The sequence below is a fragment of the Nocardioides endophyticus genome (assembly GCF_039543845.1).
GTDB classification, from domain to species: domain Bacteria; phylum Actinomycetota; class Actinomycetes; order Propionibacteriales; family Nocardioidaceae; genus Nocardioides; species Nocardioides endophyticus.
This window is the reverse complement of the sequence record NZ_BAABKN010000043.1, coordinates 44013-67941: the sequence shown is the minus strand read 5'-3', so window position 1 is coordinate 67941 and position 23929 is coordinate 44013. Positions and strand designations below refer to the sequence as shown.

Sequence of the window (23929 nt, the reverse complement as noted above, 5' to 3'; positions counted from 1 at the left end):
CACCACCCTCGCCGACTCCACCGTCATGGACCTGATCAAGCAGCAGGAGGACGCCGGCAGCTCCGAGGACTGACCGCGTGCGGTGTTACGACTAGGTGCTTGCGAGGCAGTCGCCCTTCGTGCCACTGACCGGTTCTGCATACCGACGGCTCAGCGTCCCGGTTGATCGCGGACGCCGCCGGAATCGGAGTTCGTGTTCTCTCAGTTGACAGTCCAGGTGTCGACGCCGCCGATGAGTGTCGCGAGCCGTTCGGCCGGCTCACCTGGTGCCGCGTCTCGGGCTGAGGCGATTTGGCCGCGGGCGCCGTCGTCGTACGTCGGGCGCGTTACTAGATGTGGCCAGACAACCGGGCGACCGATTGATTAATTATGGTTAGAGTGGTGTACGTCATATCCCTCGGCGTGAGGGGAAGGCGAGGTAGACCCGGAGATCACACTTGGAGCAATCGAAGATCCCTGCTGACCTGACGAGCTTCGTCGGTCGCGAGCGTGAGTGTCGCGAACTGGATGAACGACTCGGGTCGAGCCGACTGCTCACCTTGGTCGGACCAGGCGGAGTCGGAAAGACGCGCCTGGCGAAGGAGTTGGCTCGTCGCGACGGCAAAGACGCGGCCGAGGTCATCGCGTTCGTCGAGCTGGCCATGCTGACCGAGGGCAACCAGTTGGTCGCCGCCGTCGCGCGAGCATTGGGATCAGATCTTTCCGAAGGGATCAACTCCACTGCGGCGTTGGCGGATCGACTCGGAGACCGTCAGGTACTCCTCGTTCTCGACAACTGCGAGCACCTCATCTCGTCGTGCGGTCGCTTCGCCAGCGCGGTTCTGCAGTCGTGCCCCGGCGTCACGGTGATGGCGACCAGTCGTGAGCCGCTCGGCATCCTGGGTGAGCAGACCTGGGCAGTCCCCCCGCTCAGTCTCCCCTCTGAGGGCCACGGTCGTGGAGATGGAGATGCCGTCCGACTGTTCGTTGATAGGGCGCGTTCTGTTTCGCCTGAATTTGATCCCACCTCGGAGCGCATGGAGAAGATCGGCGAACTGGTTCGGCGGCTGGACGGCATCCCGCTTGCGATCGAGCTCGCAGCGGTCCGTTCGCGCTCCTTCGATGTGGAGCAGATGCTGACGGAGGAGGTCCCGATCTTCCAGGTGCTTGATCGCGGCAACGAGGGTGCGCCGGCGCGGCACCAGACGCTTCGCAACGCGATCGCATGGAGCTATGACCTGTGCGCTTCGGAGGAGCAGGCTCTGTGGGGTCGTCTGGCCGTGTTCAGTGGATCGTTCAATCTGTCGGCTGCCCGTGAGATCTGCGGCGGCGAGGGCCTGAGCAGGGACTCCATCGTCCCGATGATCGGAAACCTCGTCGAGAAGTCGGTGGTGACCTGCGAGGTGGTCGACGGCGCCTACCGATACCGCTTGCTGGAGAGCCTCCGGGTCTTCGGCCTGGAGCGGTGTGACCAACCAGAGAGCTGGCGGCGACGTCACCGCGACTACTACTTCCAGTTGGCGCAGGACAGTTCTCGTACGTTGGCGGGCGAGGAGCAGATCGACACTGTGCGACGACTGCAAGGTGAGCTCGCGAACATCCGATCGGCTGTCGACTACTCCTTGACGCGGGAATCGGAGCGCCTTCTCGGCCTTGAGATGACAGGCGCCCTGTGGTTCTACTGGAACGCCTGCGGCCACCTGCGCGACGGTTGCAGATGGCTGCGCCGCGCGCTTTCCGAGAACCCGGAGCCTAGTTCCGCGCGCGCTAGGGCACTTTGGGTTCTTGGCTGGTACGAGATGGTCCAGGGCGACAACCGCAGCGCACGGATCCATCTTGAAGCAGCCCGCGACATGGGAGAGTCGATTGGAGACGTGGGGGCGGCCGCTGCAGCCATGCAGTTCTTGGGCACGGTCGAGGAGATCGACGGAAACTCCAGTGCGGCATTCACCTTGCTGGAGGACGCGCAGAGGTACCACCGTGAAAGTGGTGAAGACGGCGCATTAAGCATCTTGTGCAGCGCCCAACTCGCAATGTCGCACAGCTTGGCCGGACGGGTCGCCGACGCGCGGCAGGTTTGTGACGCCGCGCTGGTGAAAGCGCACGCACAGGACGAGCGCTGGGCTGCTTCCTGGGTCGAGTGGAACCGTGGGCTCTGTGACCATCTGCTTGGTGACACCACGCGATCCAGCGCATCGCTGCGAGCAGCGCTGACAGCGAAGTCGTCGCTGCGTGACTGGCTCGGTGCGGCCGCGTGCGTCGAACTTCTCGCGTGGAACGCCACCGAAGACCATGCCATGCTGCGAGCAGGTCGCCTGCTGGGGATCGGTGACATGCTCTGCCTCGCCATGGGAGGAAAGTCGCCGTTGTTCGGATCCCCGGCCCTCAATGGGACGCGCGCAAGGTATGAAGAGCGGATCCGCGCCGCCGTGGGGGAGGACTCCTTCGACCAAGAGTTCCACGCCGGTCAGTCGATGGACCTGGATCAAGCGGTCGCCTTTGCGCTGTCCACGGAGGTCGACGACCGCTCCTCGATGGCCGTCCGCACCGAACGCCGTGTTGACTGCCTGCTAACGGGCCGCGAACTCGAGATCAGTCGGCTGATCTACAGAGGACTTAGCAACCGCGAGATCGCTGCTGAGTTGACCATCTCTCGGCGGACCGTCGAGGGCCATGTGAATCGCATCCTCGCCAAGCTTCATTTTCGGTCCCGTTCGCAGGTTGCTGTGTGGTTCGCGCGCAACGAGGCGCTCGAGTCCTCGGACTAGGCGCCGGTCCAGAGCTGGAAGGGGTCCAGGACTGTGGATCGAGGACCCCTTCTGCTCATTCAGCGCACACGCGATGGCCGATCAGTGCTCGTGCACGATGATGCCGCGGATGTTCTTGTGCGCCATCAAGTCGTCATAGCCTTGGTTCACCTGCTCGAGCGCGTAGGTACCGGTTATCAATTCGTCCAGCTTGACGTGACCGGTCCGGTAGAGAGACAGCAGCTTCGGGATGTCGTACAGAGGGTTGCAACCGCCGTAGAGCGAGCCCTGGATGCGCTTGCCCCACAGCGCGAGCTGGACGCCCGACAACTTGATCGTCTCGTCCTCGTACTGGCCCATCGAGGTGATCACGATGGTGCCGCCCTTCGACGTGGCTTCCGCCGCCTCCGAGACCACCTCGGCAGTCAGCTCGTCCACCGTGATGATCGTGCTGTCCGCGCCGACGCCGCGCGTCAGTTCGGTGACGAGCTGGAGTGCCTCCGCCGAGGTGGACGCTGTGTGGGTGGCGCCGAAGATCTTCGCGCTCTCGCGCTTGCTCGGCGCAGGGTCGACCGCGATGAGGTGCTGAGCGCCGGCGTAGGCCGCACCCTGGAGCGCGTTGCTGCCGATACCGCCGACTCCGTAGACCACCACTGTGTCGCCCGGGCGCACTGCGGCCGAGTTGACTGCTGAACCCCAACCGGTCGGCACACCACAGCCCACGAGCGCGGCCTTGTCGAGCGGCAGGTCGTCATCAATCTTCACGATCGAGTTCTGGTGAACGGTGGCGTACTGGCTGAACGTGCCGAGCGTCATCATCGAGCCGTATTCGCCGTTCTTGCCGTCGAACGGAAAGCGGCCGCCGGGGAGAAAGCCCTCGAGGCCGTTCGCGCCCAAGTCGCAAAGTCGAGAGTTGCCCGTGGCGCACCAGCGACAGCGCCCGCATACGGGGTAGAAGGAAGCGACGAAGTGGTCGCCGGGGGCGAATCGCGTGATGCTCGAGCCGACCTCGAGGATCTCGCCTGCCCCCTCGTGGCCGAACACCATCGGTGCACGGAAAGGAAGGTGTCCCTTCACCATGTGCAGGTCGGAGTGGCATAGCCCGGAGTAGTCGTACCGGACCAGAACCTCCTCAGAGTCCGGCTTGACGACCTCCAGCTCTTCGATCTCGAACGGCTTGCCTGCTTCGTACAGGACTGCGGCCTTGGTCTTCACGTCAGTGGTCCTTTCGTTGCTTCACTCGGTTGTCTTGACGGCACTCGGTCAGTTCGTCAGCGGCTCCACGCCGGAGCCGGGGTGGGGAGCGCGAGACCGTAGGCCCGCTTCGAGATGTCCGGCTCCATGCTGATCTGGATCGACTTGACCTCGGTGTACGGATCGAGGGCATTCGCGCCGAGTTCGCGGCCCACTCCGCTCTGCTTGAACCCGCCGAAGGCGTAGTTCTCGTTGGCCATGTGGAAGTCGTTGATCCACACCGACCCGGCCTCGAGCTGGCGAGACACCTCGAGCGCTGTGTCGACGCTGTTGCTCCAGACGCCGGCGGACAGGCCGAAGTCGCTGTCGTTGGCGATGGCGATGGCCTCCTCGACCGTTTCGTAGCGCAGAACGCAGAGCACCGGCCCGAAGATCTCCTCGCGGGCGACCCGCATGTCGTTGGTGACGTTGATCAGAACCGTGGGCTCGACCCAGTAGCCCTTGTCGACTCCCGCAGGGACGCCGCCACCGCAGGCGACAGTCGCGCCCTCCTGTTTCGCAAGCTCGATGTAGCCCAGCACGCGCTCACGCTGAGCAGCGTCGATCAGCGGGCCGAGGTTTGATGTCGCGTCGAGCGGATCTCCGATCTTCACGTCCTTGAGTCGCTCGATGAGACGATCCACGAATCGGTCGTGCACGGAGGCGGGCAACAGTAGGCGCGTCCCGGACTCACATGCCTGGCCGGCGTGCATGAGGAAGCCCCAGATCGCGCCATCGACGGCCATCTGCATGTCGGCGTCCTCGAGCACGATGTTCGGGCCCTTGCCGCCAAGTTCGAGTGTGACCCGCTTCAGGTTGCTTCGGCTCGCTGCCTCGGACACCTTCTTGCCGACCTCGGAAGATCCCGTGAAGCCGATCTTGTTGACATCGGTGTGGGATGCCAGGTGGGCCCCGACAACCTCGCCGTCCCCGGTCACGACGTTGAAGACGCCGTCGGGAAGTCCGGCGGCCTGGAGCTCACGCGCCAACTCCAGCGCGCCGATAGGGGTCTTTTCGTCCGTCTTGAGGACCACCGAGTTGCCGGCAGCAAGGGCCGGGCCGATCTTCCACACGGCGAGGGCGAGGGGAAAGTTCCACGGGACGATGGCCGCGCACACGCCCACGGGCTCGCGACGCACCACACCCCCGTGCGCGATTCCGCCGACTACGGGGCCAGGAAGCTCGAAGCGATAGGTTCGAGCCAGCTCGGCGAAGTAGCGGAGATTCGAAATGGGAGTGATGGCATTCAGCCCCATCGACAGGTAGATCGGTGCCCCGCCTTCCCGGGTCGCCGCAGCCGCAAGCTCCTCAGAGCGCGCCTCCAACGCGTCGGCGGTGGTCTCAAGGACCGCTGCCCGCGCCGAGCCGGAGAGGTTGCGCCAAACGCCTTCCTGGAAGGTGCGACGGGCGGCAGCGACAGCGGTGTCGGCATGGGAGACGTCACCCTTGGCTGCCGTCGCGACAATCTCTTCGGTGGCCGGGTTGATGATCTCGTAACGTTCCGCGGAGTCGACCCACCGACCGTCGATGAACATCTGGTAGTGGGGGACGGCGGTGTTGTCGCTGGTGACCGGGGATTCAATAGTCGAAGTCATTGGTGATCCTTGCTGGTGAGAGGCGGGTCCGTAGCAGGGCGGTCAACTGACGGGGGTGAACTCCACGACGAGGGCCTTGGGGCCACGGGTGAAGAGGCCCGCATCGGCCGGGACTGTCCCGTCGGCGAAGCGGATGTCGGGCATGGTGGCCAGGATCTGGTTGATGGCCGTCTCGGCCTCCCGCTTGGCAAGGAGGGACCCGACGCAGAAATGACGCCCGAGCGCGAAAGCGGTGTGATCCGCCGAACCAGCAAAGGCCTGCTTGATGCTGATGTCCGTGCGGAAGATGTTGTAGGTGTCAGGGTCTTCGAAGCGACGCTCGTCGCGGTTCGCTGCTCCATTGACGCAGCCCACCACGCTCCCCGACGGAATGACCGTGCCGGCAACCTCGAGGTCGTCGGTCGTGGTCCGCAGGATGATCTGTACCGGGGGGTGGAATCGGAGCGTCTCGACCAGGGCCTGGGTGGCGAGGGAGGGGTCGTTGCGAACTGCCTCGAGTTGATCGGGGTGCTGAATCAGGTACTTGAGGGTGCTGGCGATCGACTTGTCGGTCGTCTCACCGCCCGCGATGAGAAGCAGACCGATGAGGGCCTTGATCTGCTCATCGGTGAACTGCTCGCCTTCGATCTCAGCCTGCGTCAGCCGCGAGATGAGGTCCGTTCCGGGGTTCCGGCGGCGCTCGGCGATGATCGGCAGGATGTAGGCGGGGTACTCCTGCTGGGTGCGCATCCCCCAGGCGTGGATCTCGGGGTCGTTCGTGAGGTTGGACAGGAAAGCCATCAGCGACGAGTACCACTCGTGGAACTTCGCAAGGTCCGTGCGGGGCAGGTCGAGCATCTTGACGATCACGTTGATCGGGAACCACTTGGTGAAGTCCTCAACCAGGTCGACCCGTCCGGCTGTCCGGAACTTGTCGATCATCTCAGTGGCCAGGTCGTCCACCTGAGGAAGCAGTTCTTCGAGGTAGTTTCCTCGGAGTGCAGGGGTGATCAGCTGACGATTGACGGTGTGCTCCCGCCCGCTCATCTGGATGACGGTCTTGCCGATGACCGGCTCCATCTGGAACCCGTAGTTCTCGTTGGAGAAGCCGTCCGAATCCTTGTAGATGCGCGCAATGTCGTCGTACCGGCTGACGAAGTAGTAGCCGCTGACCTCGTCGTGAAGCACGGGGTAGTGGTCACGCATGACCTTGTAATAGGAGTGTGGATCCTTCGCGAACTCGTCGGAAAGGACATCAGGCTTCTCCGGAACCGTAGTGCTGGCGGTCATGGTTCTCCCATCCTCGTGAGACCAGCGGAGCGGCCGGTCATGTGACGAGGGTCTCCCCATTGGCGGGTCGTCGCCTTGGGTGAAATCACTCGGATACGCACCTGTCTATGACGCCGGGCACATCCAGGCTCTTGTCATGGCCAGCGGAACGTCGTGGGTCCTCGCGACGATTCAGCCGACGTGGGGCACTGAGACACCGTGGGCGGATCACGAGTGGAGTTGCGTCCAGCAGAGTGGTGTACGACGTCGGTGACAACGGCGTGGTCGTAGACGTAGGTGCGGTCACCGCGTGATTTGAGGAATCTCCCTACAACCCACTCGAAGAGAGGCCACGAACAGGAGCAGGACGCCGACGGTGCCGAGGACTACAGCGGCGAACGCGGGCCAGTCCATGGGCCTATGTGTTCCTCCTCGTGACTCGTTCTCGTCACCTCGAGGTCAGTGACAGTCACGTCGGGATGGTCATGGCCACCGCGGCGGCCGCGGACAGGTCCGCCATCGCGAGAACGGATCTGCCCACATCGCCCGGACAGGTGTCTCTCGCTACCGCCCGAGGGGGGATGCGTGGTGCAAACCGTTGCCCTCAACAATTCTTGACCACTGACACCGCAGATGGATCGCGGTCACTCACAGCGAGTGATGGCGACCTGGACTTGGCGACGTATGCGGGAGACCAGTTCGGTTGTCGGCGTGCTCGAGTTGGTCGAGGCTGACATCTCGAGGAACATCACGGCCGAGATGACGTGCGCGACGGTGGCAGCGGTCGTTCGGGGTGTGGTTTCGCCGCGTGTGAGGATGGCCATGACGGCGGCTTCGGTCTGACCGACGATCGCGAGCGCTGTTGCTCTCTGGGGTTCGGTGGGGTCACCGAAAACCATCTCGCGCAGGTAGGTGCGGCCGTTCTCGACCTGCACCCGGTTGCACTCCACGATGGGTTGCAGCACAGCCATGACCGCGTCCAGGACGTCCTCGTGGGTCGCGGCGGCGGCAATACCCTCCTCGAGAGCGCGAGCGTAGTGGGTGTTCTGCACGAGGAGCAGTAGCTCGCCCTTGGTCTTGACGTAGAGGAACAGGGTGCCGGTGCCGATGTCGGCGGCGTCGGCGATCTGCTGGGTGGTGACGTCGTCGATTCCGTGTTCGGCAAACAGGGCGCTCGCGGCTGCGGTGATGCGGTCGAGCTTGGCCCGCTTGTTCCGCTCGCGTCGGCTCAGCGGCGGGGAAGCAAGATTCATGGCTGCGTCCTCTGGGTGTTGTACGCCGGGTAGAGACACTGTCCGGCATCGACAGTCGGGGCGCGATGGTCCTGATCGGTCCGCCGTACCTCGGCTGCCGTGTTGGGCTACTTGCCGAGGAACTCGGCGGCGAGGGGGGCGAACTCATCGTGGTACTGGAAGATGCCGCCGTGGCCGGAGTCCGGGTAGATGACCAGTTCGGATCCGGCGATCCGTTGATGGAGGTCCTCGGAGAGGACTGAGGGGACCATCCGGTCGTTGTCGCCGTTGGCGATCAGGGTGGGTTGGGTGATGAGCGTGAGGTCGGAGGGTGTTGAGCGGCCGTACTTGACGATCGCCTTCAGCTGGGTCCGGAACCCCCTCAGAGCCATGTCTTGGTCGCGGTCGACGGTGCGTTCCTTCAGGCGGGCTACGAACTGCTTGCCGGCCTTCCTGCCAGTGGTGTTGCGGTTGAAGAACAGGAACTCCTTCGGGTCAGACCGTGTGAGCGTGGCACGCAGGATGTCCCAGTAGGTGACTCCCATGATCTTGTCGATGTCCTTGCCGCCTCGCGGGCCTGTTCCGGTGAGGATGAGCTTGCGGACCAGCTGGGAGTGTTTGATCACGAGGTCCTGGGCGACCATGCCGCCGAGAGAGAAGGCGAACACATCTACGGTCTCGAAGCCGAGGGCGGTGATGAAGGTGTAGGCGTCGTCGGCCATCGCCTCGACGGAGTCCGGGACCTCGCCGGTGGATGCACCGACGCCGCGGTTGTCGAACGCGATGACGTGGCGGTTCTGGGCGATTCCGTCGACGATCCGCGGGTCCCAGTTGTCGAGGGTCGCGGCGAGGTGGACGAAGAAGATGACCGGGATGTCGCCCTTCGGGCCGAGCTCGCGGTATGCGTAGGTGACGCCGTCGGTCGTGATCGTGCGAGTGGGTGCGAGAGCGTAGGAGGTGACGACGGGCTCGTCGGAGTTGTTGCGGGGGCTCGTGCTCATGAGCCTGTTCCTCTCTTGTGGCGTTGCATTGTTCGGTGTCAGCTCGGGGTGGGTCGGCCACGTGTGACGACGACCTTGCCGACCAGGCCGCCGTGTTCCAGCGCGGTCATGGCGTTCGGGGTCTGATCGAAGTCGAAGGTCTCGCCGACGAGGGGGCGAATGGCGCCGGCGTCCACAAGCTCGGCGATCGAGGCGAGCTGCTGCCCGCTGGGGTACATGAACAGGAACTCGTAGGTGACGCCGAGCCGCTTGGCCTGTCTACGGACCTTCGCACTCAGCGCGGCGACCCCAAGCCGAACCGGCAGGGGCAGGCCGGCGCTGCGCGCGAAGTCCGGAGTCGGCGGGTCGGAGATGCCGATGGCCTTGCCTTCAGGGCGTAGAACCCGCAACGACTTCTCCAGGTTGTGTCCGCCGAGGCTGTCCAGGACGAGGTCGTAGCCGCTCAGGTGCTGCTCGAAGTCCTCGGTGCGGTAGTCGATCACGGTGTCAGCGCCCAGGCTGCGGACGAGGTCGGCGTTCTTCGCGCTGGCCGTGGTGGCGACGCTCGCGCCGAGGTGCTTCGCGAGCGGGATCGCGATCGAGCCGACACCGCCGGCACCGGCGTGGATGAGGACCTTCTGGGCCGGGCGGACCTTGCCGCGCTCCACGAGTGCCTGCCAAGCGGTCAAAGCGACCAGTGGCAGCGACGCGGCCTCGGCCGCGCTGACCGATAACGGGGCGAGGGCAAGGTCGTCCTCGGCGACGGCGATGCGTTCGGCGAAGGTCCCGATGCGTCCGTCGCGGGGCCGGGCGTACACGGCGTCGCCAGCCGCGAAACGGGTGACCTTCACTCCGACCTTGATCACCGTGCCGGCGAGGTCGTGGCCCAGAGTGAGTGGCATCGGGTAGCGCAGGATCTGCTTCAACTCACCGGACGCGATCTTGAGGTCGAGCTTGTTGACGCTCGCTGCATGGATCTCGACCAGTACATCGTGCTGCCCGACCACAGGATCGGGACGCTCCATCGCATGCAGTGCCGTCCCGTACTTGTCGATGGCGAATGCCCTCACTGCTGATCACCCCTGACCAGCTGCGGGTAGACGGCCTCGAGAGGCGCACTGAGCCCGGTCATCGGCGCAAGGGCGAGGCGGTGAGGGAGCTCTACGCGACCGAACGTGAGCGGCTGCGAGAGGGAGGAGGATGTCATGGGTGTCCTTCGAGGCGATCGTGCGTGGATGCCCTCGGGTGAAGGGCTCAGACCAGCCCAGGCCACCGACAGGCAGTGGTGAACGGCGTTGTGCAGGTGCTGACTACGCTCATAACTGAGCGTAGTCAGAAAATATTCCAGGCCCCCCGGGGGGAGGTCGATGGGTTCGATCCGCCACGGCGCGCTCTCGGTCCATCTCGTCACAGTTCGGCGGGGAATCCGGGTCAACACCGTCAGCCCGTCATCGCCGACACCCTGATGGTGCACAACCCGGCCCTGTATGCGCACGCCGCCGTGCACGTCCTTCTGGCGCTGCAGGTCGCCGGTTCGGTCGCACCGTTCATCCTTCGAGCCGTCACCCTTGTCGGTATTGACTCCGACAACGCCCCGACACGGCGGGTTCTGCACCTGGGAAGAGAGTGAACCGCTAAAGTGCTGTAACTCAGTAAAGATAACTAGGAAAGAGGGCTCGATGAGTCCGTTGGTGGGCTACGTGCCCGGCGTGTACGACCTGTTCCACATCGGGCACCTCAACGCCCTGCGCCAGGCGCGCGAGCTCTGCGACGTACTCGTCGCAGGTGTCGTGTCGGACGAGGTCTGCGAGCAGGTCAAGGGGCTGCGGCCGTTCGTGCCGCTCGAGGAGCGGCTCGCGATCGTCGACGCCATCGGGATCGTGGACGCGACGTACGCCGAGCTGACCACCGACAAGCTCGATGCCTGGCGCGAGGTGGGCTTCCACCGGGTCTTCAAGGGCGACGACTGGCGGGACACGGCGCGCGGTCGGGAGCTCGAGCTGAAGGTCGGCATCGTCGGCGCCGAGGTCGTCTACTTCCCGTACACCGCGCACACCTCGAGCACGCAGCTGCGGCGCGTCATCGCGGCCTCGTGAGCAGGGTCGACTCCGCCGCACCTGCTGTCGTCGTCTCCGAGGACGGCCTGCTGCTGCGCGACGCTCCCGCCGACGTGCAGGTGGTGAGCTTCGACGGCCGCTACATCTGGGCGTTCACCGCGCCGCGCGACGGCCGGATCGTCTCGGGCGGACTCCTCGTCGAGTGGCCCCCGGTGCTGCGCCGCTTCCTCGACGGGGTGGTGCGGGTGCGGGTCGCCGACGTGGCGGGCAGCCAGGTCCTCCTCGACGAGGAGGTCGCGCTTGGGAGCGGAGCGGACGGTGCGCGGGTCGAGGTCGTCGACCACCAGGGCTTCCCGCTCGCCGTCGACAAGGTCGGCCACCTCTGCCGCGCGTTCGACGACACCGAGGACGGCGTACGCGCCGAGATCCTCACCGGCACTCGACGCCTGCTCGACGACCTCCGCGAGGTGTGCGACGTCGAGGCCTACCTCAACTACGGCGCGCTGCTCGGCGCCGTGCGCGACGGCGCCATGATCGCGCACGACTCGGACACGGACGTCTGCTACCTCAGCCGCCACACGTCGCCGGCGGACCTCATCATCGAGTCGTACGCCATCCAGCGGACGCTGAAGAAGCTCGGCTGGACGCTGCTCCGGATGTCCGGAGGCGACATCAAGGTGCTGCTCCCGCTCAGCGACGGGCGGCTCTGCCACATCGACATCTTCGTCGCGTTCCGGGTCGACGGGACCTTCTACCAGCTCGGCAACCGCAGCGGCCTCCTCCCGGACTCGGTGATCGTGCCGGTCTCGACGATCACGCTGCACGGCGTCGACTTCCCGGCACCGGCCGATCCTGAGGCGATGCTCGAGTTCATCTACGGACCCGGCTGGCGGGTCCCCGACCCGTCGTTCAAGTACACCGACCCGGTGCGGGGCGTACGCCGCCTCGACGGCTGGCTGCGTGGGTTCCGCACCGACATGGGGCGCTGGACCGAGTTCCACCAGGGCGCCGGGCGCGCTCTCTCGGGAGGCCGCCGGTCGGGCTTCGCGAAGTGGGTCGACCGGCAGCTGCCCCGGGGTGCGGCGGTGGCCGACCTCGGCTGCGGTACCGGCCGGGACGCGCTCTGGTTCGCGCGCCGAGGGCGCCCTGTCGTCGCCTTCGACTTCTCCCGCGCTGCGCGCGCGACCGTGATCCGCAACGCGCGCCGGCGACGGCTGCACGTCCAGGTGCGCGCGCTGATCCTCAACGAGCTGCGCACCGTGCTCGTCTCCGGCGCCGAGCTCGCTCGGGACCCGCACCACCTGACGGCGCGGCACCTGGTGGGCTGCCTCGACGATCGCGCGCGCGACCAGCTGTGGCTGCTGTGCCGGATGGCGCTGCGCGGCGGCGGCAACCTGTTCCTCGAGTTCAGCGCCGACGTCGGCGACGACGCCCCGCCCCCGGCGCCCGTTGGACTGGTCCGGAGGCTGGACCCGGCCGTCGTACGCCGCGAGATCGAGGCGGCCGGCGGCGTGGTGGAGCGTCAACGTCTCCGGGCCGGCACCGACGTCCTGGGCAACCTGGACCCCACTGTCTGCCGGATGCGGGTCCGCTGGACCCGCCCGGTGGGCCCCGACGTACAGAGGAAGTCGTGAACAGCGAAGTCAAGACCAGTCCGCTCCTCGCTCGCGCCCGGACCCGTGCCCGGGTCGTGCGGGATCGCTACCGGCGGCTGCGGGGCCGGCCCTTCGGCGTGCACGCCCGGCTGGCCGCGCTCGAGGAGGAGATCCAGGAGAGCCGGCAGCTCAACCGGCGCATCGCCGAGCTCACCGACGTCGTCGCCGAGCTGCTCGTGCTGGTCGACGACCGTGACGAGGAGCGCGTCCGCGAGGTGCTGGCGCAGTACCGTGCCAGCTTCTGAGCCCGTGTGGGACGTCATACGAATGGTGGCTCCAGACCCTCGATTCGTATGACGTCCGCTGGAGGGCTCTAGGCTGTCGGCGTCCCTCGAGGGGACGTAATCCCCGGTTGGTCTGCCGGCAGGGCCCGCCTGACTTTGAATCAGGACTAGCGACGTAGGTTCGACTCCTACCCGGGGAGCATGAGCAAGGAGCTGACGGTCATCGTGCTGGCCGCGGGTGGCGGCACCCGCATGAAGTCGAAGACCATGAAGGTGCTGCACCCGATCGGGGGCCGCAGCATGATCGGGCACGTCCTGGTCGCCGCCCAGGCGCTCGACCCGAAGCAGGTCGTGGCCGTCGTGGGCCACCAGCGTGAGGCGGTCGGCGCGCACATCCACGAGTCGTTCCCCGACGTGGTGCTCGCCGTGCAGGAGGAGCAGCACGGCACCGGGCACGCCGTACAGATGGCGGTCGAGGCCGCTGCCGGGATGACCGGCACCGTCGTGGTCGCGTACGGCGACACGCCCCTGCTCCGCGGCGAATCCCTGCGCGACTTCGCGGACGAGCACGAGGCCGCGCAGCGTGCGGTCAGCATCCTGAGCGGCATCGTGACCGACCCCTTCGGCTACGGCCGGGTGCTCCGCAACGACGAGGGCGACGTCGAGGCGATCGTCGAGGAGAAGGACGCGACCGCCGAGCAGCGCGAGGTGCGCGAGATCAACTCCGGGATCCTGGCCTTCGACGCCGAGTTCCTCCGCAGGGCCCTGCCGCGGATCGGCAACGACAACGCCAAGGGCGAGTACTACCTCACCGACACGATCGCGATCGCCCGCGAGGACGGCCTCACGGTCGGCGCGTACGCGATCGACGACGTCATGCAGACCGAGGGCGTCAACGACCGGGTCCAGCTCGCCCGCATCGGCGCCGAGCTCAACCGCCGGATCGTCGAGGGTTGGATGCGCGAGGGCGTCACGGTGATGGACCCGGCGACCACCTGGATCGACGCCGACGTCGTGCTCGGCGCCGACGTGACGATCCTGCCCGGCACCCAGCTGCTCGGGGCGACCGTCGTGGGCGAGGACGCCGTCGTGGGCCCGGACACCACGCTCAAGGACTGCGAGGTCGGCCCGCGCGCCCGCGTGGTCCGCACCCAGGGTGAGCTCGCCGTGATCGGCGGGGACGCCACTGTCGGGCCGTTCTCCTACCTGCGCCCCGGCACCGTCCTCGGCGCCCGCGGCAAGATCGGCGGCTTCGTCGAGACCAAGAACGCCGTGATCGGCGACGGCGCGAAGGTCCCGCACCTGTCGTACGTCGGGGACGCCGAGATCGGCGAGGGCACCAACATCGGAGCGGGCACGATCTTCGCCAACTACGACGGGGTGCGGAAGCACCGCACGAAGATCGGCAAGCACGCGCGGACCGCCTCCAACAACACGTTCGTCGCGCCGGTGGAGATCGGCGACGGGGCCGCGACCGGCGCCGGCACCGTCGTACGCCACGACGTCCCTCCGGGCGCCCTCGCCGTGTCGAGCGGGCCACAGCGCGATATCGAGGGATGGGCACTCACGAAGCGTCCGGGCACGGCCCAGGCGGAGGCCGCCGAGGCCGCGCTGGCAGACGGTCTGGGCAGTGGTCCAGACGATGCGCGGCGCGTGGCAGAATCAGACTGACACCACTCCGGCGACCGAGGAGCAACAAGCCGTGACCGGAATGAAGAAGACCACCGAGAAGAACCTGATGGTCTTCAGTGGCCGGGCCCACCCTGTGCTGGCCGAGGAGGTCGCCACCCTGCTCGGCACCGACCTGGTGCCGACGTCGGCGTACGAGTTCGCGAACTCGGAGATCTACGTCCGCTACGAGGAGTCCGTCCGCGGCTGCGACGCCTTCGTGATCCAGAGTCACACGGCTCCGATCAACGAGTGGATCATGGAGCACCTGATCATGGTCGACGCCCTGAAGCGGGCGAGCGCCAAGCGGATCACGGTGGTCATGCCGTTCTACGGCTACGCCCGCCAGGACAAGAAGCACCGCGGCCGTGAGCCGATCTCGGCCCGCCTGATGGCCGACCTGTTCAAGACCGCGGGCGCCGACCGGCTGATCGCCGTCGACCTCCACGCCGACCAGGTGCAGGGCTTCTTCGACGGCCCGGTCGACCACCTGATGGCGCTGCCGATCCTGGCCGACCACATCAAGGTGAAGTACGGCAACCAGCCGCTCGCGATCGTCTCCCCGGACGCCGGTCGGATCAAGGTGGCTGAGCGCTGGTCAGCCCGCCTCGGCGGCGCCCCGCTGGCCTTCATCCACAAGTCCCGTCGCACCGACCGGCCCAACGAGACCGTGGCCAACCGGGTGGTCGGTGACGTCACCGGCCGGATGTGCGTGCTGGTCGACGACATGATCGACACCGGCGGCACGATCGCGAACGCCGCCGACGCGCTGATGGCCGACGGGGCCGCAGGCGTCGTCATCGCCGCGACCCACGCGATCCTGTCCGACCCCGCGGTCGACCGGCTCAAGAACTGCCCGGCCATCGAGGTCGTCGTGACCAACACGCTGCCCCTGTCGCCGGACCGGGAGTTCGACAAGCTCACCTGCCTGTCGATCGCGCCGCTCGTGTCGCGGGCGATCCGTGAGGTGTTCGAGGACGGCTCGGTCACCTCGATGTTCGACGGGCACACCTGAGTCTGACGCTGGAGCGGGTCACAGCTTCCCGAGGTCCCCACCGGGGGTCCAGTCGACCCGCCACGCGAGTGCGACGGCCGAGAGCTGTGATGTGGCGCCGAGCTTCCCGAGCACCTGTTTGATCTGGGTGCGGACGGTCGCGATCGACACGACATGGTCGCGCGCGATGTCGTCGGCCGACCGTCCCCGCATCAGGGCCCAGAGGATCCTCGCCTCCGCGGGCGTGAGGTTCGTGAGATCACGGCGGGTGCGGCGGTCATCGCCGTGCCGGTCGACGTCCGGTGGGGTCGTGCGCGGAGCGTGCGTGGGCCGGGTGCCCCCGGAGAGCAGCTGCTGCGCGCGTCGCTCTGCCTCGCGCGTGACCGCCCGGACGACGTCGGCGACCCCTCCGGTGTGCCAGAACGCGGCCGCGCCGGCGCAGAGGTAGCGCTCGGCGCTCTCCCGGTCGAGCTCGTCGCCGGACACCAGCACGCTGACGCCGTGCGCGCTGAGCTGCTCGACCAGGGTCAGCGTGTCGACGACGCCGCCCGGCGACAGGATGAGGACGGCGACGTCGGCCCGGGACCGGAGGACCGCGTCTCGTGCGGCGGCCGTCGTCGTGAAGGACTGAAGGGGGACCGGGATCGCCTCGAAGGTGCCGGCCAGCGTCAGTCCGATCGCCTCGGCGACCAGCGCGTGCCGTTCGACGACGGCCACGCGTGGTCGGCGCTTGCGCCCCGCGGCGCGATCGACAGCGCGGGCGCTGCGGTTGTGTCGACCGCGGGCATTGGCCGGGCGTGGTGCTAGAGCAGACTCACTCATTCGCGTCCCCTGACTCGTGGGTGAGGACATCGAGTCGAGCACCGATATTTCCGGCTCGCCATGGCCCCAGAGCAAGATGACTACAAGGGACTACGGAACCTGGCCCGATCGGGTCAGGGAAAGGTCCGGACCACTGTCAGGTCAGTACGCGCCCCGATGGCTCAGGACGGCTCTCACGGTGCGCAGCACGATGTCCGCGTCCATCGCGAGCGACCAGTTGTCGACATAGTGGAGGTCCAGGCGAACGGACTCCTCCCACGACAGGTCCGAGCGTCCAGAGACCTGCCAGAGACCGGTCAGGCCGGGTTTGACGGCGAGGCGGTGGCGCGGGTCGACGTCGTACCGCTCGACCTCCTGGGGCAGCGCGGGGCGCGGGCCGACCAGCGACATCTGGCCCATGAGCACGTTCACCAGCTGAGGGAGCTCATCGAGGGAGTAGCGCCGCAGCACGCCGCCGACGCGGGTGATGCGCGGATCGCGGCGCATCTTGAAGAGCACGCCGTCGCTCTCGTTGGCATCGGCGAGCGAGTCGACGCGACTCTCGGCGTCGACCTCCATCGTGCGGAACTTGTACATCGTGAAGGTCGTGCCGTCTCGACCGACTCGGGTCTGGCGGAACAGGGAACCGCCGCGCGAGTCGACGCGGATCGCCACGACGATCGCCACGAGCAGCGGGAGGAAGGCCAGCAGCGCGAGAGCGGTCAGGAAGCGCTCGGTGACCGCCTTGACCAGGCGGGCGAGGGACGGAGCGGTCGTCGGCCGCAGGTGGACGAGGCCGAGGTCGCCTCCCGGGACGAGCGTGGCTCTGGTCGCTGCGACGTCGAGCAGGCCGGTGCCCAGGAAGACGTCGAGGCCGGCGTCGTGGGCGAGCCACGACAGTCGGCGTGCCGTCGCCGGGCAGAGCATCCGGCCCGGTGCCAGCAGGATCGCCGTCGCGCCGGTGGCCGCCGCGGCTGCCACGACCTCGTCGACGTCCCCGTAGATCGGTACTGCGTGCTCCCGCGCCGCTGCGTGTGCGTCGGCGTCCTCGTCATCGGCGCAGATCGCCGTGACCTGCCAGCGTGACTCGGGTCCGCGGTCGAGGTCGCCCAGCAGCCGGCGTACGTCGTGGCCGTCGCCTGCGAGTGCGAGCCGGACCGGGGGCCGGGTGCGGATCGCGGTGAGAAGGGCCAGCCGGGGGAGGAGTGCGGCCACCGCCAGGGCTGCGGTCAGGGCGACCAGCTGCCCGGCCGTCACCGGGAGGTCGAACGCGGCATCGGCCGTCCAGCACAGGAGGCCGACGCCTACGACGGCTCGGAGCACGACGCGGGGGCTCACGGCGTGGGCGTTGGCGGACCAGCCGCCCGAGGCGCCGAGTGCGGCGCACCAGACGGCGGCGATGAGGACGACCGTCGTCGGGCCGACCGACGCGACCCCGCCCTGGCCGACCACTACGGCGAGAAGCGAGCCCGTGACCAGGAGGTCTGCGGCCGCGAGCCGGATCCGGGGAGAGCTCAGCGCCCCCGGGATCCTTCCGAACGTGCGACGGGCCGCGTTGTCATCGTCGATCCCGGCCGGAGACAGCGTCACCAGCTGGAGCGGCTCAGGCCCGTTCTCCGGGAGCGCTCCTGCCGTCCGCGTCACCCAGGGTGTCAACGATGCCAACGCCACCGCTCCTCGGCCTCGGGTCGGCCGACGCCGACGAATCCAGATGGTGCCAAGAATCTAGGGACGTACGACGCCGGTGGCATGCCTCATATGGGGCAATAGCGGCAGAAGCGCAATGCCGTCCCGCTCAGTTGGACGGATGCGAGGGCTTGCGCTCGGCGGGCGGGCGCCACGACGCCTGGTTGGCGAGGCCGACGGCCGCGAGCTGCGAGGAGACCTCCAGCTTGGCCAGGATCGACTTCACCTGCGTGCGCACGGTGGCCGCCGACACGACGCTGCCGGCCGCGATGTCGCTCACCGTGTGGCCCTGCATCAGCTCGCCGAGCACGACCTCCTCGCGGGGGGTCAGCAGAGCGAGGCGGGACTGCAGGGCGCCCCGCTCCTTCGTCTGCTCGTGCCACAGGGCGATGAGCGCCTCGCGCTCCTCGACGTCGATCACCGGGAAGCCCTGGTTGATCCGGCGCACGGTCGAGAGGATCTCGTTGAGTGGCTGGGACTTGCTCAGCACCTTGCGCGCGCCGTTGCGCAGGGCTTCTCCCCAGCGCGCTCGGTCGGTCGAGGCTGTCACCACGACGACGTTGGTGCCGGCCCTGACCATCGGCGTGATCAGCCGGACCCCGTCACCGAACCGGCCGAGGTCGAGGTCGAGCAGGACGATGCGGGGGCGCAGCCGCATGACGGACGACAGCAGGGTCTGGGTGCCGCCCCCCTCCGGGATGGGCAGCCTCCGGACGTCGTAACCGTCCAGATTGAGGGCGAGCTCGAGAGACTCCGCAAACAGGGCGTGGTCCTCGATGATCAGGACCTTGAGCTGTCTACGCGGTGCGGGCGCGGTCACGCAGGGCCTCCTCTGCCATCGGCAAGCCGAGGACGAACGTCGCACCGGGCCCGGCTCGGTCGTCGAGCTTCAAGTATCCACCGAGATCCAGACTCAGGAGCCGGGCGGACGCCAGGCCGACGCCCTCCCCGCTCGAGGACGGACTGCGCCCGCCCCACTCGAAGATCGCGCGTCGCAGCTGGCGGTCGACGCCTGGACCCGCGTCGCCGACGACGACCTCGACCGAGCCGTGCGCCGTACGGACCAGGAGCTCCACCCTGCTGCTGGCGGCGTGCCGTTGCGCGTTGGCGAGAAGGATGCTCACGATCTCGGCGATGTCGTCGGCGCGGCCGAGAGCCGTCGCCCCGGTGGGCTCCCAGTCGATCCGGCGGCCGGCCGCGCGGTGGCGTACGACGACGGGCTCGAGCACGCGGTCGAGGTCGACCGGGCCCGGCGGCGTCGTCGGTCGACCGCAGATCAGTCTCGTCATCCGGTCCAACTCGGCCTCCATCATCTGCTCGAGCTGGGATCGACGCAGCTCGCTGATGCTCGAGTGATGGTGCAGGAGGCGCGTGGCCGAGGACAGGCCGGCGACCGTCGCGCGCACCTCGTGGAGCCTGGCCTGGTCGTCGTGGTGGTCCATCTCGGCCACCTCCAGACGACGGTGCAGGACCGCGATCGCCTCCTCCTCGTTCTGGGCCGAGCGGCGGGCCAGCATGAAGGCGGCCGCCACGAGGACGGCGGCGCCCACGAGGTTGGTGGCGATGCTGACGATCGTCAGCCAGGCCGGCGCCTGCTCGGGGAACGCGGCCGCCTGACCCAGGCCGAGCAGGATGGTCGCAGCGCACAGTCGGCGGCGGAGCCAGGGCGAGAAGGCGCGGGAGCGCGCCAGCGCGACGGCGTTCACGACGCAGATCAGAGTCAGACCGACACCCGCCGCGACGTACGCGCCCCGGGGCGGGGCGGACAGCGGCAGCTCGAGCAGGAGCATGCGCCCGGTCGTGACGAGCAGCCCCACGAGCAGGCCGAGGACGAGCGGGTCCCGTCCCCCGGGAAGCTCCTCCGACTGGGTGACGAGCAGGCACAGCCCCAGGGTCGCGACGATCTGGTAGCCGGCGACCCAGGCCGCGTGCTCGGCGAGCGGCGGACCCGTGCCGAGCGTCAGCACGAACCAGTGGAGTCCCTGCAACGAGAACGCGACCACGGCCGTCACCAGCCAGGCGGTGGTCGAAGCCAGGCCGACCCTCCAGTGGGCGTAGAGGAGGATGCCGGCGCACAGCACCCCGATGTCGGCGAACAGCGCGCTCATGACCGCCACCGCCGCGAGTCCGAGCTCCGGTCCGGCGACGTCCTGCCCGAGCAGGACGAGGAGCACGACGATCATGGTGGCGGTCGGCAGGCCGAGTTGTCGGCCGTCGGTCGTTCTGAGCGTTGCCTGTAGTTGCGGCATCGGCGTCTCCCCGGCGCTTGGCGCGTTCCCCTTCCCGCTCGCGGATCAACGACAAGGTGCGACCGAGTTCAGACCTTCCCGCGATCTGCTCGCCAGGATGGCACAAACAGCAATATCCGGGGCCCGATCGCACCCTCGCAGCCGGATCGAGTGGTCATACCACAATTTGGGGACGGAAACGGTGAGCGGCAGGGGTCGGCGCGGTGCCTCGGGGCAGTGCTGTCGTCCCGAATGTAGGGGAGATCGGAGGTCGCGGCCCCCGCCGTACGCAGCCGTAGCCGGACAATCGCCAGCGATGACGGTCACGACCTCGAGCTCGGGCGAAGTCCCTGAGTCGTCGCTTCGGACCGACGCGAGGCGTCAAGTGCAGGTCGCGCTCGCGTCGGACCTGTCGCTGATCGCGGAGGCGGTCCGTGCGGCGCTCGTGAGTCGGCGGATCGACGTCACGATCCTGACCTGGCCCGGTCTGTCGCGAGACGATCCGGTCCACCGTCAGCTCGCTCGGGTCGGTCCGGACGTCGCGCTGCTCATCTACGACGCGGACACGCCGATCCGGATGGCGGGCGCGGCCGCGCTGATCAGCGAGTGGGACGGCCCGTGGGTGGTGCTCACCGGCGTGCCGCGCGGAGCGTCCTGGGGCGGGCTCCGCGAGGCGGGTGCCGCTTCGGTCCGTCCCAACCTGACCGGGCTGGACGAGATCGAGTCGCTCATCGTGATGCTCTCGGAGGGCCTGGCCGCCCCGTGCGCAGACGAGCTCGATCGACTCCTGGGCGACTGGCAGGTGGCCCAGGAGCGGGTCGCGGGCCTGCAACGCCGGCTCAACCGTCTGACGCCGCGTGAGCTGCAGGTCCTGGACCTCCTGAGTAGCGGCGTCCCCGTCCGCTCCATCGCGACCCGGCTCGGCCTCTCTGAGTCCACGGTCCGCAGCCAGGTGCGCGCGGTCCTCCACAAGCTCGGCGTGCGGTCCCAGCTCGCGGCGGTGGCGCTGCTGCGATCGACTGAGTACGTCGACTGATGACGCCGACGTCAGTCGTCGCGTCCCAGGTCGTCGCGCCAGTCCTCCCACTGCCGACGCAGCACGGTCGGCAGCTCGGCGGTGAGTGCCTCGTCGAGCCGGGCGACCTGGTCGTCGGTGAGGGCGAGCGCCGGTCGTGCACGACCGACCACGAGAGCGAAGGCCTGCCCGCGAGCGGCCCAGACCGGGGCGTCGCGCAGGTAGCGCTCGACGTACGGCGCGAGCAGGTCGGGCTGCTCGGGCGACCAGAGCCCGGCCATCAGCGCTTCGAAGGTCCGGTTGTCGACCGCGGGGTCACCGGCGGCCGACCACGCTGCCTGCTTGGCGGCCTCGCTCGGGCGGGCCGCCAGCGCCGCAGCGGCGCCGACCTCGGCGTCCGACCCGGGCTCCCTGACGCGCTCGGCCTCGATCGCCTCGGCGTCCCACGCGCCCAGCTCGGCCAGGCGGCGTACGGCGCGCCAGCGTAGCGTCGGGGGCAGCGGGAGGCTCCCGACGGCGTTGGCCGCCACCCAGCCCTGCAGCGTCGCGACGTCGTGGGACCCGGTGGCGAACCCGTCCGCGAACGTGAGCGCCAGCTCGGGCGAGGTCGCGTGCAGCAGGCCGGTGCCGCAGGCCGCGGCCAACTGCTCGACGAGGTCGGGTGCTGCCGCGCCTGGAGTGCGCAGCGGCAGCACCCGGGTCACGGTACGGGTCAGCACCGCAGTCACGATGGTGGCGCTGCGCTCGCCTGGCAGGTGCCGATCGACGAGGTCCGCGAACGCCGCGGCGTCGAGCTCGCGGGTGTGCACCCGGTCGACGAGCATCGTCCAGAGGACGGCCCGCACGAGGTCGTCCTCGATCCGGCACAGCCCGGCGTCGACCGCCGCCCAGGAACGTTCGTCGAGCACGATCCGGGCGAAGGTCTCGCCGTGGGAGTTGGGCACCACGACCCGACCGGCGTACGCCGGCAGCGGGACCGGCTCGTCGGCGACGTCGACGAGTTCGGACCCGACGGCGACCCAGGCGTTGTCGTACGCCGTCACGCGGACCCGGTGCGGACGCGTGCCGACGCGGTGCAGCACCGGGACGTCGCCGTCGAGGTCGACGCGCAGGGTGTCGAAGCCCGTGCTGCGCAACCACTGCTCGACCCAGGTACGGACGTCGCGGTCGGCGGCCTCGTCGAGGGCGTCGACGAAGTCGGCGAGAGTCGCGTTGGCGAAGCGGTGCCGGGACAGGTGCGTGTTCACACCCCGCAGGAAGATGTCGTCGCCGAGCCAGGTCGCCAGCTGCCGGAGCACCGAGTTGCCCTTGCTGTAGGAGATCGAGTCGAAGATCGTCGCGGCCGAGTCGACGTCGGGCACGTCCTCGGGTGTCGGGGCCACGGGATGGGTGGAGCGACGCTCGTCCGCGTCGTACGCCGACGGCTTGCGGCCGACCTCGTGCCCGACCAGCGATCCGGCGAAGCCGGCGGCGTCGCCCGCCACCCGGTAGCCCATGTAGTCGGCGAACGACTCCTGGAGCCAGGTGTCCTCCCACCAGGTCATCGTCATCAGGTCGCCGAACCACATGTGCGACATCTCGTGCGCGATCACCGACGCCCGAAGGTCCCGCACGGGTCCCGGGACGGCACCGCGGGGGAGGAGCTCGTCGCGATAGGTGACGCAGCCCGGCATCTCCTGGGCTCCCCAGTTGAGACCCGGCACGAAGACCTGGTCGTAGGAGTCGAAGGCATACGGCTCGTCGAACATCGCCGCGAAGTGGTCGTAGCAGTCGACGGTGATGCGACGCAGCTCCGCGAAGTCCCGCTCGAGCTCGCCGGCGAGGGAGGCACGCGCGTGCCACCCGAACGGGAGTCCGGCGTGCTCCCACCGCTGCGACGCCCACGGGCCGGCGACGACGACGAGGAGGGCGACCGGGATCGGTGGCGTGGTGGCGAAGCGCCAGTGGCCGCCCCCACCGGCCTCGCCCTCGACGGGGAGACCGTTGGCCAGCACGGTCCAGGCAGGCACGGCCTGCACCGACGTCGTGATCGGCGCCTTGAGGTCGTTCTGGTCGAAGCACGCGAAGACCTTCTGGGCGACGTCCATGCCGAGGTAGGCGCCGACGTAGGTCTCGCCGTCGGCCGGGTCGACGGTCCGGTGCATGCCGTCGCCGTCGCTGACGTAGGGCAGCCGGGCCTCCACGACGACCTCGTTGACGCCGTCGGGGCCGAGTCCGGTGTGCAGCTCCGTGAGGTGGATCCGCCCGTCGGCGTACGACCGGTGCACGGTCTCGCCGTTGACGACGACGGACAGGTCGCTGGCCGCCGCGAGCTCGAGGAAGGTGCCGGGAGCGCTCGAACGGAACCGCACCGTGGTCCGCGAGCCGAAGGTGGAGGACGTCGGGTCGCGGAGGTCCAGCGCGACGTCGTACGAGACCTCGGAGAGCTGGGCGGCGCGGATGCGCGCCTCGACCAAGGTGAGAGCCACGGGTCCGACAGTACGGATTCGCCCTGAGCGCGCAGCGCCGTTAGGCTAGTGCGGTTGCCTCGGCGAGGGAGAGTTCCCGGCTCTCCGTGATCGACAGGGCTGGCTGATCCTCCGGATGC

The 23929-nt window shown here is 68.3% G+C and carries 18 protein-coding genes and 1 tRNA gene; 8 read left to right on the top strand and 11 right to left on the bottom strand.

Translation table 11 applies throughout. The features are described from left to right. The first annotated feature begins 437 nt into the window (after positions 1 to 437). Positions 438 to 2747: an ATP-binding protein gene (locus ABEA33_RS27255; protein WP_345530349.1), complete on the top strand. Its 2310-nt coding sequence runs from the start codon at positions 438 to 440 to the stop codon at positions 2745 to 2747. An 81-nt stretch (positions 2748 to 2828) separates the two neighbouring features. On the opposite strand, the gene ABEA33_RS27250 is transcribed toward ABEA33_RS27255, so the two are convergent. From ABEA33_RS27250 to ABEA33_RS27225, 6 genes are all read right to left on the bottom strand, one after another. Beyond that, positions 2829 to 3941, bottom strand: a complete 1113-nt coding sequence (locus ABEA33_RS27250; protein WP_345530348.1) for a Zn-dependent alcohol dehydrogenase — start codon at positions 3939 to 3941, stop codon at positions 2829 to 2831. A 56-nt stretch (positions 3942 to 3997) separates the two neighbouring features. After that, positions 3998 to 5554, bottom strand: a complete 1557-nt coding sequence (locus tag ABEA33_RS27245; RefSeq protein WP_345530347.1) for an aldehyde dehydrogenase family protein — start codon at positions 5552 to 5554, stop codon at positions 3998 to 4000. 42 nt (positions 5555 to 5596) lie between these two features. Continuing rightward, positions 5597 to 6823, bottom strand: coding sequence for a cytochrome P450 (locus ABEA33_RS27240; protein ID WP_345530346.1), 1227 nt, complete (start codon positions 6821 to 6823; stop codon positions 5597 to 5599). Positions 6824 to 7446: 623 nt separating this feature from the next. After that, positions 7447 to 8094 carry a TetR/AcrR family transcriptional regulator gene (locus ABEA33_RS27235; RefSeq protein WP_345530345.1) on the bottom strand — a complete coding sequence of 216 codons (648 nt, stop codon included), beginning with the start codon at positions 8092 to 8094 and terminating at the stop codon, positions 7447 to 7449. Between the two features lie 68 nt (positions 8095 to 8162). Continuing rightward, positions 8163 to 9035, bottom strand: a complete 873-nt coding sequence (locus tag ABEA33_RS27230; protein ID WP_345530344.1) for an alpha/beta fold hydrolase — start codon at positions 9033 to 9035, stop codon at positions 8163 to 8165. Between the two features lie 38 nt (positions 9036 to 9073). Next, positions 9074 to 10084, bottom strand: coding sequence for an NADP-dependent oxidoreductase (locus ABEA33_RS27225; protein WP_345530343.1), 1011 nt, complete (start codon positions 10082 to 10084; stop codon positions 9074 to 9076). Positions 10085 to 10693: 609 nt separating this feature from the next. Between ABEA33_RS27225 and ABEA33_RS27220 the strand changes: the two genes are divergently transcribed. The 6 genes from ABEA33_RS27220 to ABEA33_RS27195 all read left to right on the top strand — a co-directional run bounded on the left by ABEA33_RS27220 (position 10694) and on the right by ABEA33_RS27195 (position 15633). Continuing rightward, a complete protein-coding gene (locus ABEA33_RS27220; RefSeq protein WP_345530341.1) occupies positions 10694 to 11110 on the top strand; it encodes an FAD synthase family protein in 417 nt (138 codons plus the stop codon). Next, entirely contained in the window at positions 11107 to 12705 is a 1599-nt protein-coding gene (locus ABEA33_RS27215) for a methyltransferase domain-containing protein (protein WP_345530339.1), read from the top strand. Before ABEA33_RS27220 ends, ABEA33_RS27215 begins: the two co-directional genes overlap by 4 nt. Then, positions 12702 to 12971, top strand: coding sequence for a DUF6752 domain-containing protein (locus ABEA33_RS27210; RefSeq protein ID WP_345530337.1), 270 nt, complete (start codon positions 12702 to 12704; stop codon positions 12969 to 12971). The genes ABEA33_RS27215 and ABEA33_RS27210 overlap by 4 nt, the downstream gene beginning before the upstream one ends. A 100-nt stretch (positions 12972 to 13071) precedes the next feature. Beyond that, a tRNA-Gln gene (locus ABEA33_RS27205) sits at positions 13072 to 13150 on the top strand. Position 13151: 1 nt separating this feature from the next. Continuing rightward, a complete protein-coding gene (gene glmU, locus ABEA33_RS27200) occupies positions 13152 to 14621 on the top strand; it encodes a bifunctional UDP-N-acetylglucosamine diphosphorylase/glucosamine-1-phosphate N-acetyltransferase GlmU (RefSeq protein ID WP_345530335.1) in 1470 nt (489 codons plus the stop codon). Positions 14622 to 14652: 31 nt separating this feature from the next. Continuing rightward, positions 14653 to 15633 (top strand): ribose-phosphate diphosphokinase, encoded by a 981-nt coding sequence (locus ABEA33_RS27195; protein ID WP_425577483.1) that lies wholly within the window; start codon positions 14653 to 14655, stop codon positions 15631 to 15633. 18 nt (positions 15634 to 15651) lie between these two features. Here ABEA33_RS27195 and ABEA33_RS27190 read toward each other — a convergent pair whose 3' ends face one another. The 4 genes from ABEA33_RS27190 to ABEA33_RS27175 all read right to left on the bottom strand — a co-directional run bounded on the left by ABEA33_RS27190 (position 15652) and on the right by ABEA33_RS27175 (position 20348). Then, a complete protein-coding gene (locus ABEA33_RS27190; RefSeq protein WP_345530332.1) occupies positions 15652 to 16434 on the bottom strand; it encodes a helix-turn-helix transcriptional regulator in 783 nt (260 codons plus the stop codon). A 141-nt stretch (positions 16435 to 16575) separates the two neighbouring features. Continuing rightward, positions 16576 to 18057 carry an exopolysaccharide biosynthesis polyprenyl glycosylphosphotransferase gene (locus ABEA33_RS27185; RefSeq protein WP_345530330.1) on the bottom strand — a complete coding sequence of 494 codons (1482 nt, stop codon included), beginning with the start codon at positions 18055 to 18057 and terminating at the stop codon, positions 16576 to 16578. A gap of 151 nt (positions 18058 to 18208) precedes the next feature. Next, a complete protein-coding gene (locus ABEA33_RS27180; RefSeq protein ID WP_345530328.1) occupies positions 18209 to 18919 on the bottom strand; it encodes a response regulator in 711 nt (236 codons plus the stop codon). Beyond that, positions 18897 to 20348: a sensor histidine kinase gene (locus ABEA33_RS27175; RefSeq protein ID WP_345530326.1), complete on the bottom strand. Its 1452-nt coding sequence runs from the start codon at positions 20346 to 20348 to the stop codon at positions 18897 to 18899. The genes ABEA33_RS27180 and ABEA33_RS27175 overlap by 23 nt, the downstream gene beginning before the upstream one ends. 364 nt (positions 20349 to 20712) lie before the next feature. On the opposite strand from ABEA33_RS27175, the gene ABEA33_RS27170 reads away from it, so the two are divergent. Continuing rightward, on the top strand, positions 20713 to 21363 hold the full coding sequence (locus ABEA33_RS27170; protein WP_345530324.1) for a helix-turn-helix transcriptional regulator: 651 nt from the start codon (positions 20713 to 20715) through the stop codon (positions 21361 to 21363). A gap of 11 nt (positions 21364 to 21374) precedes the next feature. On the opposite strand, the gene pepN is transcribed toward ABEA33_RS27170, so the two are convergent. Continuing rightward, positions 21375 to 23810: an aminopeptidase N gene (pepN, locus tag ABEA33_RS27165; RefSeq protein ID WP_345530322.1), complete on the bottom strand. Its 2436-nt coding sequence runs from the start codon at positions 23808 to 23810 to the stop codon at positions 21375 to 21377. Positions 23811 to 23929: the final 119 nt, after the last annotated feature.

What these genes read in the sequence shown, in the direction of transcription:
- ABEA33_RS27220 (WP_345530341.1), top strand. Translation starts at nt 10,694, where the DNA reads ATGAGTCCGTTGGTGGGCTACGTGCCCGGCGTGTACGACCTGTTCCAC.
- ABEA33_RS27245 (WP_345530347.1), bottom strand. Translation starts at nt 5,554, where the DNA reads ATGACTTCGACTATTGAATCCCCGGTCACCAGCGACAACACCGCCGTC.
- ABEA33_RS27230 (WP_345530344.1), bottom strand. Translation starts at nt 9,035, where the DNA reads ATGAGCACGAGCCCCCGCAACAACTCCGACGAGCCCGTCGTCACCTCC.
- glmU (WP_345530335.1), top strand. Translation starts at nt 13,152, where the DNA reads ATGAGCAAGGAGCTGACGGTCATCGTGCTGGCCGCGGGTGGCGGCACC.
- ABEA33_RS27240 (WP_345530346.1), bottom strand. Translation starts at nt 6,823, where the DNA reads ATGACCGCCAGCACTACGGTTCCGGAGAAGCCTGATGTCCTTTCCGAC.
- ABEA33_RS27190 (WP_345530332.1), bottom strand. Translation starts at nt 16,434, where the DNA reads ATGAGTGAGTCTGCTCTAGCACCACGCCCGGCCAATGCCCGCGGTCGA.
- ABEA33_RS27175 (WP_345530326.1), bottom strand. Translation starts at nt 20,348, where the DNA reads ATGCCGCAACTACAGGCAACGCTCAGAACGACCGACGGCCGACAACTC.